This window comes from Henriciella aquimarina (assembly GCF_002088975.1).
GTDB lineage: Bacteria > Pseudomonadota > Alphaproteobacteria > Caulobacterales > Hyphomonadaceae > Henriciella > Henriciella aquimarina.
Genome location: NZ_NCST01000059.1, coordinates 67,861 through 83,821, shown reverse-complemented (window position 1 = coordinate 83,821; position 15,961 = coordinate 67,861). Strand labels below are relative to the sequence as shown.

Sequence of the window (15,961 nt, the reverse complement as noted above, 5' to 3'; positions counted from 1 at the left end):
GTGGCTATGAGCGCCCATTGAGGACGCGCCCTGCGAAGGGTGTCGGCCGTTCAGGTGTCCCTTCCCGGCCCATCTCGGTAACGGTCTGCAACGCCAGGCTGCTGGCGTCCGCCTTCGTCCCACACGATGCTCACCGCTGGACGGGGCGTTAGGCCCGCCCGCAGCTAAAAGTCACCTCCGCATCCCCACCGCCATCCGGCCGGTCCGGACCGCCCTGTCAGAGCGGTGGGATGGAGAGGGTATAGCTGGCGGGTGAGAGGGGGCGGATGAATCTCCCTTCTCCTGCATCCGGGAGAGGGGAAGGGCGTTCCGGAAAGGGAGGCCTAAACGCCCGCGAGCCCGATCGCCTTGGCGACGGCGTCGTGATTGTTCGGGGTGAAGAGGTGGGCGTCCCAGCCGTGTCGGCGGGCGGCGTCGACGTTTTCCTCGAAATCGTCGATCAGGATAACATCCTTGCCGAAGTATCCCAGCGCGTCCTCGATATGTTTGAAATAGGCAAGGTCGGGTTTGGCGAGGCACATGCGCCCGGCGGCGAAGACTTCGTGCATGTGTTCGCCAAAGCCTTTCTCCTCGATAAAGGCGGCGCGGTAGGCCTCATTATTGGTGGCGATGACATTGATGGCGCCGGCCTCGCGCGCCCGGCGCACGATGTCGAGCGTCTTCGTATCGGGGATATGGTCCTTGTCGAACCAGTAGTCGATCACCTCGCCGGCGCGGTGCGGCACGCCTTCCTTCTCGGCCCAGTCTCCGACCAGCTCGTGCAGGTCCGCCTCGCCGACCATGGCTTTCTGGAAGCGTCCGGAGAAGAGGTAGGAGGCGAGCGAGCGCATGGAGAGGCCGGTATCCTGCTCGAAGGTTGTCATCCAGAGGAAGATGCCGCCATCCATATTGGCATTGAGGACGCCGTCGAAATCCCAGGCGATGACCTTGTGCTTGAGGCTGGACATGACGGGCTCCCTCCCTGGCTGATGCGAGACATCTAACGCCCCGCCGGCGGATTTCCAGACGGCAAGTTTGCCGCAACGCCCGCGCGAACCACTCTTTGTATATGGCAGGCAGAATCTATAGACTGAAACCAGCTGATGTCCGGAGCATGGCCGATGGAACTTGATGCACTCATCCTGTCGCGGCTTCAGTTCGCTTTCGTCATTGCCTTCCACATTCTCTTCCCGGCTTTCACCATCGGGCTGGCGGCGTTCCTGGCCGTCTGCGAGGGGCTGTGGCTGTGGACCAAGCGCGACGTCTTCAAGCGGCTTTACCTGCACTGGATCAAGATCTTCGCGCTCGCCTTTGCGATGGGCGTCGTCTCGGGCGTGGTGATGAGCTACCAGTTCGGCACCAACTGGTCGGTCTTTTCCGACAAGGCGGGCAGTGTGATCGGGCCGCTGCTCGGCTATGAAGTGCTGACCGCCTTCTTCCTGGAGGCGACCTTCCTGGGCGTGATGCTGTTCGGCTGGAAGCGCGTCGGCAATACGCTGCATTTCATCGCGACCTGCGCGGTCGCCATCGGCACGACGATTTCGGCCTTCTGGATCCTCTCGGCCAATAGCTGGATGCAGACCCCGGCGGGCTTTGCCACCGATCCCGAGACCGGCAATTTCTATGCGACCGACTGGCTGGCGGTGATCTTCAATCCGAGTTTCCCGTCGCGCTATGTCCACATGATGCTGGCGGCCTTCATCACGACGGCGGCGGTGATCATGGCGGCGGGGGCCTGGCAGGTGCTGCGCCGGCATTCCTCCGAGCCGACGCGCTGGCAGATCCGCATGGCGGCGGGCACGCTGGCAGTGCTGATGCCGCTGCAGATCTGGGCGGGCCACTGGTCGGGTGAGGTGGCGCATGAGCACCAGCCGGCCAAGGTCGCCGCCATCGAAGGCTGGTGGGAGACGCGCGAGGTCCAGCCGACGGTGCTGTTCGCGCTACCGGACGAGGAGAATGAGCGCAACATCGCCGAGATCGCCGTGCCGGCCACGAGCCCGTACCTCTTTTCCAGCGACGAACCGCTGCAAGGCCTGAAGGCATTCGCCAAGGAAGACCGCCCGCCGGTCTGGCTGGTCTTCTGGAGCTTCCGCATCATGGTCGGCGCCGGGCTTGTGATGCTGGCGCTGGGCCTCTGGGGATGCGTGCTCTGGTGGCGCGGGCGGATCGACCGGGCGGGGCTATTCCATGGGCTGGCCGTGCCGGGCGGGGCGCTGGGTTTCCTCTCGGTCATTACCGGCTGGATCGTCGCCGAGGTCGGCCGCCAGCCCTATACCGTCTATGGCTATCTGCGCACCGAGGACAGTGTCGCGCCGGTCAGTACCGGGCAGGTCGCGACCTCGCTCCTCATCTTCATGGTCGTCTATGCCATCGTGTTTACCGCCGGCACCGTCTACATGGCGCGCATCGCGACGCGCGGCTTCGAGGATGACGCGCCCGAACCGCCCGAGCGCGAGCACCGCCCGCCGGGCTGGTCGCTGGGCGCCGTCGACGATCCGGCCGAAGTGCCGCACCGTCCAACAGAGCCGCGGAAATAGGGGAGGCTGCCATGGATCTGCCGCTTATCTGGTCTTTCCTGATCGCGACCGCCGTGATGCTCTATGTCCTGCTGGACGGCATGGACCTTGGCGTCGGCATCCTGACCGGGCTCGCCAGGGACGATGAGGAGCGCAACCTCATGACCGCCTCCATCGAGCCGGTCTGGGATGGCAACGAGACCTGGTTGATCCTCGGCGGCGGCGGGCTGTTTGCCGCCTTTCCGCTGGCCTATGCGATCCTGATGCCGGCCTTTTACCTGCCGGTGCTCCTGATGCTGGCGGCGCTGATCTTCCGGGGCGTGGCCTTCGAGTTCCGCCACAAGGCGGTGCGCAAGCCGACACGGCTGTTCTGGAACGGCGCCTTCTTCGGCGGGTCGCTCGCCGCCGCGCTGGCGCAGGGGCTGATCCTCGGCGGCTTCATCCAGGGCGTGACGGTCGAGGGGCGCAGCTTCGCCGGTGGCGCGTTCGACTGGCTGACGCCGTTCTCACTGCTCGTCGCGGTCTCGGTCGCCATCGGCTACACCTTGCTCGGCGCTTGCTGGCTGGTGCTGAAGACCGAAGGTGCGGTACAGGCACGTGCGCGCAAACGGGCGCTGATGGCGCTCGCCGGGGTGGCGGTCTGCTTCGCCGCGGTGAGCCTTGCGACGCTCTCCATCGATCCGCGCGTGACCGAGCGCTGGGGCGTCTCCATGGCCGAGATCGAGTTGGCGAAGGTGTTGCCGCTCTCGCCCATTCCGCTGGCCGGCATGTTGCTGGTCGTGCTCGCCGGGCGGGACCTTGCCTGGGACGTGAAGGCGCCGGACTGGCGGCCCTATCTCTATTCGGTCGGGATCTTCCTGTCGGGCTATCTCGGCCTCGGGGTGAGCCTGTTTCCGACCATCGTGCCCTTCCAGATCGACATCTGGCAGGCCGCGGCGCGTGACAATGCACTGGGCCTGATGCTGGTCGGCGCCGGGATCATGCTGCCCGTCATCCTGATCTATACCGGCTATGTCTACTCGCTCTTCTGGGGCAAGGTGGACCCGGACGAGGCCTATCATGACTGACCTCATCGAGCCGCAAGGCCCCGACGAGACAGGCGCTGGCGCGCGTCCGCTCTGGCAGAGACTGCTCTGGATGGCGGGGCTTGCCCTGGCGAGCCTTACCGTGGTCGCGGCGACGGCCTACCTGCTGCGCGGACTGCTCTACATCGGCTGATCAGGCGAGCGACAGTTTGAGATGCTGCAGGAGGGCTATGGTCTTCGCGTCGCGAATGGCGCCGGAGGCGATCATGGCGAAGGCCTCTTCGAGCGGCATTTCCAGCACTTCGATATCCTCGCCTTCATCGCTGCGCCCGCCACCGGCCTCGACCCGGTCGGACGGGGCGTAGCGGGCAGTGTAGCAGGCGACCCGTTCGCTCAGGCTGCCGGGGCTGGAATAGGCGGTGAACGCGGCGCGGGCCTCATGCAGGCGTACGCCGAGCTCTTCGAGCGCTTCGCGGTGGACGGTTTCTTCGGTGCTGTCATCGTCGACCGCGCCGGCGCACGCCTCGATCAGCAGGCCTTCCTCGCCGGCCGCCGCCTCTTCGGTCAGCGCGACCGGCAGCCGGAACTGGCGCAGCAGCAGCACGGTGCCGCGACCCGGATCATAGGGCAGGACGGCGACCGACTCGCCGCGATCATAGACCTCGCGGTCCTGATGCTCCCACCGGCCGTCGCTGTGGCGATAATCGAACTCGTATTTTGAAAGGACCGCCCAGTCATCCGACAGGACGGTCCGCTCGATATTCTTCACGCGGGGCGGTTTCGGCCCGCCGGTCACGCGAATTGCGGGGCGATCTTGAGGTTCCGCACCCAGCCGAGCTTCTCATAGATGAGCAGCATGGTGCCGTTATAATCCACGATGCGGTTCCAGAGGCCCTTGCGCGGACGGTGCAGCGCGGAGATCGGCTCGTCATGGTGATGGTCGTGGAAGGCTTCGCCGCCGGTCAGCAGCGCCATCAGGTGGTCGGCCCAGGCCGGCGTCTTCAGGTGGCCCAGCACGTTGATGCCATAGGTGGTGGCGTGGAACTGGATCGCCCGGCCGATGACGACGCTGGCATGCATGATGGCTGTCAGCACGAGCGAGCCGCCCGCCGCCCAGACGATGAGATAGATCGCTGCCGGGATCAGCAGGTGGATGACCAGCGAAATCGAATTGTAGAAGTCGTCCATCCAGACAATGATCGGATGGGTCTTCAGCCACATCGGCATCGGGCGCATCAGGTCTTTCTTGTCGCGGAACAGGATCCAGCCGACCCAGGCCCAGCGCTTGGATTCAAACGGATTGTGCGGATCGCCGGGGCCGTCGGAGAAGCGGTGATGCTGGGAGTGATAGTTCACCCAGTCCTTCACATTGCCCTGCATGGCGATCATCAGATTGACCATGGTGAGCACCTGTGCCGGCCAGCGCATCTCGCCGGCGCGATGCTGCATCAGCCGGTGAAGCGGGCCGATGCCGGCATTGCAGACGAAGATGGTCAGCGCGATCACGCCGAGCGACAGCGGCAGATACCAGAGCTTCAGCTCGATATGGGTCAGCGCAAAACCGAGCGCGACCATCGTGATCAGCATGGCCAGGCCGAGGGCGGGATAGATGAAGGCCGAAAAGCAACTCGCAATATCGAACGTTTTCCACGTTTTCGGGATCGCGAGTGAACGCGGAATTTTCGGCATATAATCCTCCAGGGCCAGTCAGGACTTTCGGCCAGTCTCGGCCAAATCCTCTTCCACAAGATTAAGAATGATTTTCAGCTTCGGGAAGGGGGGATGTGTTCGCACGGCTGTGTTCTGACGGATTTGTGAGCCGGTGTGGCAGGGTTGCCTCTTTCGCGCTCTGGCGATCAGGCCGGCTGCCAGTCATAGGTGAGGCCGCCCTCCTTGTGGGCGAAGCGGTCGATATGGCTGGCGACGACGTCTTCCAGCTTTTCGAGATTGTCCACCGATGTCGGGGTGATCTGAATGGTCAGGTCCGTCTCGCCGGCCTTGAGGGCCACATCGCCGAGGGGCAGGGCGATCCGTCCGGCGTTGGGTGAGTAGTCGACGTCGAATTTGTGGGACCAGTGCTTGCAGAGCTGCTGGAGGTAGCGGCTGGCATGGGCGGTCGCGACGATGGCCTGTCGGGTCATGAGGGGCTCCTGTCTGAATCGTGTTCGGCTCAAATGTAAATGCGAGGCATTTGCATGTCATCTCTTATCGTCTCCATAAGTCCTATTCCGAAGCCGTTGGACGCGGCAGGCGGGCCCGGCTATGGATCGGCCAAACAGAAGACGGGAGGAAAGCATGGCAGAGCAGACAGAGGGCGGTTTCGGGTTGCGCCGCATCGTGACGGGCGAGACGGAAGAGGGGCGTTCGCGCATCCTGATCGATGGCCCGCAGGCGGCCGAGTTCCGCACCGGGGAGCTGGGCGGGCTGTTCGAGATCTGGACCGATGCGACCAGCGGGGCGATCGAGACGACGGATGAGGCCGACCGGGGCATCGGCAAGCCGCAGCTCTCGCCCCCAAAGGGCGGAGTGAAGATCCGCTGGTTCGCCATCGAGCCCGCGCCGGACGGCGTGCCGGCCGAACAGGTACGCGAGATCACGCGGGCCGCCTTCGTCGAGATGGGGGCAGGCGATCACCAGCCGGATACGTCGCGCCATCCGGCCATGCACAAGACCGACACGCTGGATGCGATCATCCTGGTGAAAGGCCGGGTCCGTCTGCTGCTCGATGACGACGAGACCGTGCTGGAGCCCGGCGACGTCGTGGTGCAGCGCGCGACCAACCATGCCTGGGTCGCCGAGGGTAACCAGCCCGCGCTGTTCGTGGCGGTGCTCGTCGACAGGTCTTGACTTTATTCCCCATTTGTTCTGTTAGTGTTCTGTTGGTGATCATGAATGACAACGCGCAGGGCACAATTTCATGGAAGCTATTCAGCAACGCACAGGTGAGTTGTGGGCGCTGCTGGTCGCGCACGGCTTCGAGGACGCGTTTGGCGACGGGGACACCGCCCGGGTGGAGTGCCCGCGCTGCAATGCGCCGGCGGGCCTGAAGCTCAGCCTGCGCACGGGGCAGGCGCGCTGTTCCAATTGCGGGGTGGAAGCCCCGATCCGCATATATCTGAGCGAGCTGGAGGACGGTGAGGTTCACGCCGACCCTGACAGCTATAGCGAGGCCAATGTGATTCCGCTGCGCCGGGACAGGGGCGAGACCCTGCCGGCAGTGCGTGAGGAAGATCCCGCGCCCGCTGTCGAAGACCAGCAGGAGGACGAGATAGAGACTTGGCGCGCGGAACTGCTGGACGAGCCGGGGGCCGCGCGGGGGACGCATGCGGCAGAGCCGCAGGGCTGGGCAGGGGCCGAAGCGCCCGGGGTTGGCGTGGCGGAGCCGCCACTCGCCCCCCGGCGGCGCGGGGTGTTCGAGGCGCTGATCATCATTCTTCTCTCGCTCGTCTTCCTTGGCGCGGGGCTGGCTGCGGCCGGGCTGTCGGCCTTCGCCAATTTCCAGGCCTTCAGCGCCAGCGTGGCCGAGCCGGTGCAGGGGCGCATCTGGGGCTGGGCGGGCGTGATCGCCTCGGTCTGCTCGTTCGGCGGCTTCACCTTCTTCTGGTGGCATGTCTCCGGCGGGCGGCGGAAGGAAGGGGTGCGCGCGCTTGTCTTCGCGCTGGCCGGCGCGGCGACCAGCGTGCTCGGCACGGCAATGTATATGGAGACCAATCGCGACGTGCAGGCCGAAGCCGCCGAGGCCGCCGGTGAGGCGCGCGCGGTGATCGAGGCGCAGATCGCCGACTATCGCCGACAGCTCGACGGCATCCCGCCCGAGACGCGCTCGGTCGAGGGGCTGGAAGAGTATCTGCGCGGGGTCGAAGACGTCGGGCGGACCTGGCAGAAACCCTATCGCGATGCGCAGAACGAGCTGGGCCTGGCGAAACGCCGCGCCGCGCTCGAAGCGAAGATCGAGACCGCGCGCCAAAGCCTGCTCGGCGAGGGCGGGCCGGAAGTGCTCGACGCCGCTGCCCCGGCGCGCGGGCTGCCCGCCTGGTTCTTCGCGGTGATGCTGGAAGTGTTTTCCTCCCAGGCGACGAGCATTGCCTTCGTGGCGCTGCTTGTCCTTGCTTCCGGCCGGGCACGGGCGCGGCGCGTCGCCTGACGGCGCGCTGTCGCCCGGCCCTTCATGCTTGTGCCTGGGCGGGGGTTCAGACGCTGACGACGCGGCCCGGATTCATGATGCCGAGCGGGTCGAGCGCGGTCTTGATCGCCCGCATCGTGGCGGTCGCGCAGTCTGGGCGGATGCCGGCCAGCTCGTCGCGCTTCAGCCGCCCCACACCGTGCTCGGCGCTGATCGAGCCGCCAAAGGACATGGCCTGCTCGTGCACGATGCGCGTGATCTCGCCGGCATGATTGGCGAGAAACGGGGTGTTTGTTTCGGCCGGTTCGCAGGCGGAATAGTGCAGATTGCCGTCGCCGACATGGCCGAAGGCGACGATCTCGGTGTTGCTGGCGACCTCGTGGATCGCCTTTTCCGTCACCTCCAGAAACTCCGGAATGGCCGAGACCGGCACGGAGATGTCGTGATTGATGGCGGTGCCGAAGGCGCGTTTGGACAGCGGGATGGTCTCGCGGATATGCCAGAAGCTGTCGGCCTGGGCCTGATTCTCGGCCATGATGACATTGTCGGCGAGTTCCTTCTCGATGGCATCGCCAAGCGCTTCCATCAGGGCCTCGCGCGCCTGGTCCTCGCGCGACATGGAGATCTCGACCAGCACCCGCCATGGCAGGTCGGACGGCGCCGGGTCGCGCGTGTCGGGCACGTCGGCCTGCACCATCTCGATGGCGCGCGCCGGGATGATCTCGAAGCTCGTTACCGTGTCGCCGGCATGCTCGCGCACCAGCGCCAGCAGATCGACGACGTCGCTCGCCGACTTGCAGATCACCCAGCCGGTCGCCTTCGCCACCTTGGGGAAGAGCTTCAACGTCGCCGCCGTGATCAGGCCAAGCGTGCCTTCGGCGCCGGCAAAGAGGTGTTTCAGGTCGTAGCCCGTATTGTTCTTGCGCAGCCCCGACAGCCCGTCCCAGACCTCGCCTGAGGGCAGGACGACTTCGAGGCCCAAGATCAGATCCCGCATCATGCCGTAGCGCAGCACGGCCACGCCGCCGGCATTGGTCGAGATCAGCCCGCCAATCGTCGCCTGGCCTTCCGAGCCGAGCGAGAGCGGGAAGAGGCGGTTGGCGTCATCGGCGGCGGCCTGCGCGTCCACCAGCGGCGCGCCGGCCTCGATGGTGAGCGAGTTGTTGCGCGTGTCGACATTGCGGACCTGTTTCATCCGGCGCATCGAGACGGTGATTTCGCCATGCGGCGTGCCACCATCGACGAGGCCGGTATTGCCGCCCTGCGGGACCAGCGCGACGCGATGTTCGCCGCAGAGCTTCACCAGCCCGGCGGCCTCCTCGGTGGAGCCGGGCAGGGCGAGGAAGGGCGTCTCGCCCGGCCATGTGCCGCGCCAGGGCGTGGCCACCTCGTTCAGCTTGTCGGGATCCTCGCTCCAGCCTTTCTCGCCGAGAAGGGCCTTTGCGGCTTTCAGGAAATCTTCGCTCGGGCGGGTCATGAATCACGCTCCATCATGCTCGAAATGGTTGGGTCGCCGCCGCTGGCTTTCAAGGCGCGGCCTGCGCGCTGGCGCACTTCGGCGGGCTTGTTCTGGCCGATCTTGGTGATGCCTTCGAGGCGCTCGGGCGCCAGGGAGAAGACGGTGATGCCGGCCAGCTGGCGCTCGAAGCTGCCGGGGCGCATCTTGTCGCGCGTCCAGGCCGGCTTGGGGAAAAGGTCTTCCTCGAAACGCGCCGAGAGGTCGTCCAGGAAGCGTGTCGCGCCGGCTTCGTCCTGCGGGGTGACGGGGCCTTCCGCTTCCACGGAGAGATAGTTCCAGGTCGGGACTTGGTCCTCCTGGCCGTACCAGTCCGGCGATATGTAATCGTTGGGCCCGGTGAAGACGATGAGCGCGCGCCCGGCGGCGGTGATGGCCTGACAGGCCGGGTTCATGCGGGCGAGGTGAAAACGCAGTGTGCCTTCCCCACCGCGGATAACGGGGCTGTGCGCGACATGGGGGCGTCCGTCGGCCACGCCGATAATGGCGGCAAAGGGCCAGGCCTCGGTCCGCCTGAGGAGCCGGTCGCGATCGGTTTCGAGAAAGGCCGGAGCCGGGTGCATGTCTGGTGTTCTAGCTTCGATTGGCGGCGCGGACCAGACGGTCATTGATCGCAGCCCCCAGCCCGTCGCCGGGAATGGGGGCGACGGCGATGCGGTCATGCGTCTTGTCGAGCTCGCGCAGCATGGCGAAGAGATTGGCCGCGGCTTCCGCGAGATCGCCGGATGGCGACAGGTTGAGCGTGGCCCCACTCACCGCGCCGAAGCCAAGAAACGCCTCGCCTGGCGCGGGGCTGTCCGCGTTCAGCCGCAGCGCGGCGTCGGGCGCATAGTGGCGCAAGAGCTGGCCGGGCGAGACGGGCTGGCCCTCGCCGCCGCCTTCGGTAAGGCCGGGCCAGACGGCATCGATCATGGCCGGCGACAGCGTGCCCTTGCGCAACAGGGCGGGGGTCGCCCAACGCGCATCGATGACGGTGGACTCGATGCCTTCCCGGCAGGGGCCGCCATCGAGGATGAGGTCGATCTTGTCCCCGAGATCGGCGGCGACATGGGCCGCCTGTGTCGGGCTGATCCGCCCCGACGGGTTGGCCGAGGGCGCGACCAGCGGCTTGCCGAACTCTTCCAGTAGGGCCTGGGCGTCGGGATGGGCCGGGACGCGCAGGGCCAGCGTGTCGAGGCCGGCGCGGGCGAGGTCGCAGACCGTGGTGTCCGGCGTCGCATTGACGACAAGGGTGAGCGGGCCGGGCCAGAAGTGCAGGGCGAGCTCGCGCGCCTCGGGCGAAAAGGCGCCCTGGGCAAACGCGGCGTGCGGCGAGGCGACATGCGCGATGAGCGGGTTGAAAACGGGGCGTTCCTTTACCGCATATATCCGCGCCACCGCTTTGGGATTGGTGGCATCGCCGGCGAGGCCGTAAACCGTCTCGGTCGGCATCGCCACGAGGCCGCCGCGCGACAGGATGGCTGTCGCGTTCCGGATTGTGTCCGGGTCAGGCAGGAGGACAGGGGCGGTCATGGTCGCCCGTGAGGTAACACTCATTCAGTCCACGCGCGAGGCCTCGACGGACACTGCGATGTTCACATCCTCGCCCACCCAGTCGGCACCGGGATCGGAGGTCTGGCCGAGGCTGAGCGGGGTGCGCTGCACCGTGGCCGTCCCGTCCATCCGGGCGGTGTCGCCCTCGATGTCGAGGGTGAAAGGGAAGGGCACGGTGACGGTGCTGTCCTTGATCGTGATAGCGGCCTCGGCGGTGTAGCCGCTGTCGGTCTCCTGGAAATCGGTCAGCACCACGCTGGCGGTGGGGTGGCCCTCGACATCGAACCATTCCTTCGATTTGAGGCTGTCGGTGTAGAGCTTCTTGCTGGCCCTGGCCGAGGCCGTCTTCACCGAGACGATGGCGCGGGCATCCTCGAGATTGTCCGCATCGAAGCGGATATCGGCCGACCAGTCGCCGAAGCGGCCGCTATATTCGCTGCCATCATGCGTGCCGGAGAAGGTGATACTGGAGGCCTCCTGATTGACGGTCCAGTTCGGATTGAACGCCTCTTCATTGACGCCGGCGTCATCGACGTTTTCCGCGCCCGACGGGCTGCTCGCCGCGCCGGAAAAGAGCGGCGGGACGAAAGCGATCAGCAGGAAGATGGCGATGGCCGCGCCGAAGGCCGGCAGGAAGCCGCGCGGCGGCGGGCTCGGTGCGTCGGGCTTGCCGAACAGGCCCGGGATCATGCGTTTCAGAACGCCTTCCTCGCCGCCGATCTCGTGCTTCACTGCGCCGGCGACATGCAGGCCGAGCAGGACAATGGCGACCCAGGCGAGCTTGGAGTGGACGAATTCGGCAATCGCATGCCCGGTCTCGTTCGACATGAAACCGACCGGCAGGTCCGGCCAGCTGACAGTGCCGTAGAGCACGGTCGGGATGTCGAATTCATAGGAGGTCGAGACGACCAGCCAGCCGGTCAGTGGCATGGCGAGCATCAGCACATAGAAGGTGCCGTGCACGATATGGCTCAGCGTCTTTTCATAACCGGCCATCTCCGCTGGCAGGGGCGGGACAGGGTTTATGAGGCGCCAGACGATGCGGGCTATCGTCAGGAGCAGGATGGTGATGCCGATCGACTTGTGCAGCTGGAACAGGGATTCATTGTTGTCCATGTTCCAGCCGAGCAGGATCATGCCGATAATGCCAAGCGCGATCGCCCAGTGAAGGGCGATCGCAACGGCGCCATAGCGCGATGACTGGGTCATTGGTCTGGTTTATTCTTCTTCTGTTGGTTCGGAGCCGGCCTCGGCGTCTGCCGGGGCCTCGTCCTGCAGGAACTCACCCGAGAACTCGATGACGACTTCATCGGAGATGATGCCTTCAAGCGAATCCTGGCCGAACTCGGAGCGGTTGATCGTGGTCTTGGCGTTGAAGCCGATCAGGTCCCGCTCGCCATACCAGGGCTGGTTGCCGACGCCATTATAGGTGACGTCCAGCGTGACGGGCTTCGTCTCGCCGAGAAAGGTGAGGTCGCCGGTGACGGTGCCGGTATAGTCGCCGGTCTTTTCCGCGCCGGTCGAGACGAAGGTGATCTCCGGGAATTCGTCGGCGTTCAGGAAGCGCGCATCGCGCGAGAGGGCTTGCGGCCAGCTGTCATACGGGCTGTCGGGATGGCCTTCCTTGAAGTCGGAGGCGAGATGGACGTTCAGCGCCATCGGGTCGATCGTGACCTCGATGGACGAGCTCGTCGGGTCGTCCGGGTTGAACTCCATCGTGGCGTCGAAATCGGTGAAGTTGACCGTGTATTCCGACAGGCCGTTATGGCGCACGGTGAAGGTGAGGAAGGCGTGCGTCGGCTCGAGGCTGTAGGTGCCCGCCGAGGCGCCTTCCAGCTTGTCGGCCGAGGCGGCGTCGCTGGCCGTGTCTTCGCTGGTGTCGGCTTCCGGCGCGGTGGTTTCGGCCGGCGGGGTCTCGGCGCTCACCGGATCGGTGGCGCCGTCGGTCTCGCCGGAAGGCGAGCAGGCCGCGAGCACCAGGCTGGTGCCGGCGGCGAGAAACAGGGATTTCAGATGCATGGAGTCTGGACCTTTTTCAGTGAGCAGATGGCAACCTATTCATTCTGCAGGAATTCGCCCGAAAATTCGATGACAACCTCGTCGGAAATCATCCCCTGCAGGGCGTCCATGCCGAAATCGGAGCGGTTGATGGTGGTGGTTGCGTTGAAACCGACCAGGTCGCGCTCGCCATACCAGGGCAGGTTGGCGGTGCCGTTATAGGTGACATCCATTGTGACCGGCTTGGTCACACCGCGGAAGGTCAGGTCGCCGGTGACCGTGCCGGTATACTCGCCGGTCTTTTCAGAGCCGGTCGAGACGAAGGTGATCGGCGAGAACTGGTCGCCGTTCAGGAAGCGGTTGTCCTTCGAGAGCGCCTCGTTCCAGCTATCGAACTGGCTGTCGGGGTGGCCTTCCTTGTAGTCGGCGGGATAATTCGTCTCCAGGCCCATCGGGTCGATGGTGACTTCGATGCTCGAGGCGGTCGGCTCTTCCGGATTGAAGTCGAGCGTGGCATTGAAGTCGGTGAAGGTCGCGGTGTATTCCGACAGGCCGTTATGGACGACGGTCCAGGTCAGGAAGGCGTGGTTCGGGTCGAGCTGGTAGGTGGCGTCCGCGACGCCATCGAGTGTCTTCTCCGCGACAGCCGGGGCGGCCAGAAGCGCAGCGGCGGCGGCAGATGTGATGATTGAACGCATGGACGAACTCCTCAGGACTAACCAGTTGTTTGAACAAGAGTAACTAAACAGAATTCGCAGTCTATCCAGACCTGATCTGGACCCTCAAGACATAGCACATATCCAGGAGATGCATCAGATGAGTTACAAGGCGCCGGTCGAGGACATGCTGTTCGCGCTGAAGGATGTGGCTGGCATTGCCCGCCTGCAGGGCGAGCGCTTCGAGAATTTCGACATGGACCTCGTCGAGCCGATCCTGGAAGAGGCCGGCAAGCTCGCTGGCGAAGTGCTCGCGCCGCTGAACCAGCCGGGCGACGAACAGGGCGCGCAGCTGACCGGCGACGGGGTGGTCGCGCCGCACGGTTTCAAGGAGGCTTACAAGGCCTTTGCCGAAGGCGGCTGGATGGGCCTGTCGGCGCCGGAAGAATGGGGCGGCCAGGGCCTGCCCGGTACGCTCGCCAATGCGGTGCTGGAGCTGATCCACGGCGCGAATATGAGCTTCGGCCTCTGCCCGATGCTGAGCCTCGGCGCGATCGAGGCGCTGCTGGCGCATGGCGGCGAGGCCGAGCAGAAGAAATACCTGCCCAAGCTCGTCTCCGGCGAATGGACGGGCACGATGAACCTGACGGAGCCGCAGGCCGGCTCGGACCTCGGGGCGATGAAGACCAAGGCCGTGCCGAACGGGGACGGCTCCTACGCCATCACCGGCCAGAAGATCTACATCACCTGGGGCGATCACGACCTCACCGACAATATCATTCACCTCGTCCTCGCCCGCCTGCCGGATGCGCCGGAGGGCTCGAAGGGCATCTCGCTCTTCGTTGTGCCGAAAGTGATGGTCAATGAGGACGGCTCGCTGGGCGAGCGCAACAAGGTGCAGTGTATCGGGCTGGAAAAGAAGATCGGCATTCATGCCAGCCCGACCTGCGTAATGGAGTATGAGGGCGCGACCGGCTGGCTGGTCGGCGAGGAGAACAGAGGGCTTGCCTGCATGTTCACCATGATGAACTCCGCCCGCCTCAATGTCGGCCTGGAAGGCGTCGGCGTCGGCGAAGCGGCGTATCAGACGGCTTATGAATATGCCCAGGAGCGTAAGCAGGGCCGGGTGCCGGGCGTCGATGGCCCCGCTCCGATCCTGCACCATGCCGACATCCGCCGCACGCTGACGACGATGCGCGCCAATGTCATGGCCTCCCGCGCGATCTGCTATGCCTGCGGGCTGGCCGCCGACGAGGCCGAAGCCGGGGCGAGCGAAGAGACGCGCGCGGCTGCGAAGATGCGCGAGGAGCTGCTCACCCCCATCGCCAAGGCCTGGTCGACGGATATGGGCGTCGAGATGGCGAGCCTCGGGGTGCAGATCCATGGCGGCATGGGCTTCATGAACGAGACGCTGGCTGCCCAGCTCTACCGCGATGCGCGGATTGCGCCGATCTATGAAGGCACGAACGGCATCCAGGCGATTGACCTTGTGGGCCGCAAGCTCGCCATGTCGGACGGCAAGGCGATGGCCGACATGGTCAGCGAAATCCGCGAGACCGCCCAGAGCGCGCGGGAGACGAACGACCCGCAGCTTGTCCATATCGCCGACCGGCTGGCGTCGGCTGCCGATGCGCTGGACGAGGCGACCAGCTGGATGGCCGGGGCCATGAAGGCCGAGAAGGAAAAGGGGCTTTCGGGCGCCACGGCCTATCTGAAGCTTGCCGGCGATGTGATTGGCGGCCACTTCCTGACACGGGGCGCGCTGGCGGCCCGCGCGACAGGCGGGGCGATGCGCGGCCGGATGACCGCGCTTGCCGGCTTCTTCGCCGAGACAGCGCTTGCCGAAGCCCCGGGCCGGATCTCGGGCATCACCCATGGCGGCGATGCCTTCCTGGAAGAAAGCGAAGCCCTGTTCGGCCTCTAGTCAGGCGCTGGCAAACAGGCCGGCGGTGTCGGCCAGCATCCAGACGCCGATGAGGATGAACAGCGCGGCGGCGATCATGTGGACCACCTTCATCGGGATGCGCTTGATCAGCTCATTGCCGAGGAAGACGGCCGGGACATTGGCGATCATCATGCCGAGCGTGGTGCCGGCGGTGACGGCCACAACGTCATGAAAGCGCGCGCCGAGCGCGATGGTGGCAAGCTGGGTCTTGTCGCCCATCTCGACCAGGAAGAAGGCGATGGTCGTCGCGACAAAGGCGCCCCAGCGCGGCGGAGCGGGCTCTTCGTCTTCGTCCAGCGTGTCGGGGATAAGCGTCCACAGCCCCATCACGATGAAGGAGGCGGCGACGAGATAGCTGAACCAGGCGCCATCGAGGAAGGCGGCGGCCTGCGCCCCGACAAGGGCGGCGAGGAAGTGGTTGGCAATCGTCGCGGCGAGAATGCCCAGGATGATCGGCACCGGCTTGCGAAACCGGGTGGCCAGCACGATGGCGAGCAATTGCGTCTTGTCGCCGATTTCGGCGATCGCGACCATGAGGGTGGAGGTAAAAAGAGCGTCCATGAACACATATCCAGCCGGGCAGTTGTGACACCAAGGACGCGCGTGCTCCCCGCCCGGCTGACGGAAGCATGCGTGTCATTGGTCTCGCCCGAACGGAAAAGTCGTCCTC

17 protein-coding genes are annotated in these 15,961 nt (G+C 65.4%); 6 read left to right on the top strand and 11 right to left on the bottom strand.

Features of this window, described 5'->3' with window-relative positions:
- Positions 1–323 precede the first annotated feature (323 nt).
- Positions 324–947: an HAD family hydrolase gene (locus B8784_RS08455; protein ID WP_084397368.1), complete on the bottom strand. Its 624-nt coding sequence runs from the start codon at positions 945–947 to the stop codon at positions 324–326.
- 153 nt (positions 948–1,100) lie between these two features.
- On the opposite strand from B8784_RS08455, the gene B8784_RS08450 reads away from it, so the two are divergent.
- From B8784_RS08450 to B8784_RS21285, 3 genes are read left to right on the top strand one after another with little or no spacing between them, the layout of a single operon-like run.
- Positions 1,101–2,516: a cytochrome ubiquinol oxidase subunit I gene (locus B8784_RS08450; protein WP_084397365.1), complete on the top strand. Its 1,416-nt coding sequence runs from the start codon at positions 1,101–1,103 to the stop codon at positions 2,514–2,516.
- A gap of 11 nt (positions 2,517–2,527) precedes the next feature.
- Complete coding sequence (gene cydB, locus B8784_RS08445) at positions 2,528–3,562, top strand: cytochrome d ubiquinol oxidase subunit II (protein ID WP_084397363.1); 1,035 nt, start codon at positions 2,528–2,530, stop codon at positions 3,560–3,562.
- Entirely contained in the window at positions 3,555–3,713 is a 159-nt protein-coding gene (locus tag B8784_RS21285; RefSeq protein WP_143435375.1) for a DUF2474 domain-containing protein, read from the top strand. The genes cydB and B8784_RS21285 overlap by 8 nt, the downstream gene beginning before the upstream one ends.
- Here the strand turns inward: B8784_RS21285 and B8784_RS08440 are convergent, their stop codons facing one another.
- From B8784_RS08440 to B8784_RS08430, 3 genes are all read right to left on the bottom strand, one after another.
- Positions 3,714–4,289, bottom strand: a complete 576-nt coding sequence (locus B8784_RS08440; protein WP_143435374.1) for an NUDIX domain-containing protein — start codon at positions 4,287–4,289, stop codon at positions 3,714–3,716.
- Between the two features lie 23 nt (positions 4,290–4,312).
- Complete coding sequence (locus tag B8784_RS08435) at positions 4,313–5,209, bottom strand: fatty acid desaturase family protein (RefSeq protein ID WP_169712616.1); 897 nt, start codon at positions 5,207–5,209, stop codon at positions 4,313–4,315.
- Between the two features lie 167 nt (positions 5,210–5,376).
- Positions 5,377–5,661: a DUF2218 domain-containing protein gene (locus tag B8784_RS08430; protein WP_084397357.1), complete on the bottom strand. Its 285-nt coding sequence runs from the start codon at positions 5,659–5,661 to the stop codon at positions 5,377–5,379.
- Between the two features lie 154 nt (positions 5,662–5,815).
- Here B8784_RS08430 and B8784_RS08425 point away from each other — a divergent pair, with 154 nt between their 5' ends.
- Together B8784_RS08425 and B8784_RS08420 are read left to right on the top strand one after the other, a co-directional pair.
- Entirely contained in the window at positions 5,816–6,367 is a 552-nt protein-coding gene (locus tag B8784_RS08425; RefSeq protein WP_233356029.1) for a cupin domain-containing protein, read from the top strand.
- Positions 6,368–6,437: 70 nt separating this feature from the next.
- Positions 6,438–7,664 (top strand): hypothetical protein, encoded by a 1,227-nt coding sequence (locus B8784_RS08420; protein ID WP_084397355.1) that lies wholly within the window; start codon positions 6,438–6,440, stop codon positions 7,662–7,664.
- A gap of 46 nt (positions 7,665–7,710) precedes the next feature.
- Here B8784_RS08420 and B8784_RS08415 read toward each other — a convergent pair whose 3' ends face one another.
- The 6 genes from B8784_RS08415 to B8784_RS08390 are packed head-to-tail and all read right to left on the bottom strand — an operon-like array spanning position 7,711 to position 13,388.
- Positions 7,711–9,120, bottom strand: coding sequence for an FAD-binding oxidoreductase (locus B8784_RS08415; protein WP_084397353.1), 1,410 nt, complete (start codon positions 9,118–9,120; stop codon positions 7,711–7,713).
- The gene (locus B8784_RS08410) at positions 9,117–9,722 is read right to left on the bottom strand and encodes an FMN-binding negative transcriptional regulator (protein WP_158085635.1); all 606 of its coding nucleotides are present in this window, start codon (positions 9,720–9,722) and stop codon (positions 9,117–9,119) included. The genes B8784_RS08415 and B8784_RS08410 overlap by 4 nt, the downstream gene beginning before the upstream one ends.
- Positions 9,723–9,732: 10 nt before the next feature.
- Positions 9,733–10,695, bottom strand: a complete 963-nt coding sequence (locus B8784_RS08405; protein WP_233356028.1) for an L-threonylcarbamoyladenylate synthase — start codon at positions 10,693–10,695, stop codon at positions 9,733–9,735.
- Positions 10,696–11,901 (bottom strand): cytochrome b/b6 domain-containing protein, encoded by a 1,206-nt coding sequence (locus B8784_RS08400; RefSeq protein WP_084397345.1) that lies wholly within the window; start codon positions 11,899–11,901, stop codon positions 10,696–10,698. It abuts the gene before it with no gap.
- A 9-nt stretch (positions 11,902–11,910) separates the two neighbouring features.
- The gene (locus B8784_RS08395) at positions 11,911–12,711 is read right to left on the bottom strand and encodes a YceI family protein (protein WP_084397342.1); all 801 of its coding nucleotides are present in this window, start codon (positions 12,709–12,711) and stop codon (positions 11,911–11,913) included.
- Between the two features lie 35 nt (positions 12,712–12,746).
- Positions 12,747–13,388, bottom strand: coding sequence for a YceI family protein (locus B8784_RS08390; protein ID WP_084397339.1), 642 nt, complete (start codon positions 13,386–13,388; stop codon positions 12,747–12,749).
- Between the two features lie 118 nt (positions 13,389–13,506).
- Between B8784_RS08390 and B8784_RS08385 the strand changes: the two genes are divergently transcribed.
- Positions 13,507–15,270 (top strand): acyl-CoA dehydrogenase, encoded by a 1,764-nt coding sequence (locus B8784_RS08385; RefSeq protein WP_084397379.1) that lies wholly within the window; start codon positions 13,507–13,509, stop codon positions 15,268–15,270.
- Here the strand turns inward: B8784_RS08385 and B8784_RS08380 are convergent, their stop codons facing one another.
- A complete protein-coding gene (locus B8784_RS08380; RefSeq protein WP_084397337.1) occupies positions 15,271–15,852 on the bottom strand; it encodes a TMEM165/GDT1 family protein in 582 nt (193 codons plus the stop codon). It lies immediately after the preceding gene.
- Between the last annotated feature and the right edge of the window lie 109 nt (positions 15,853–15,961).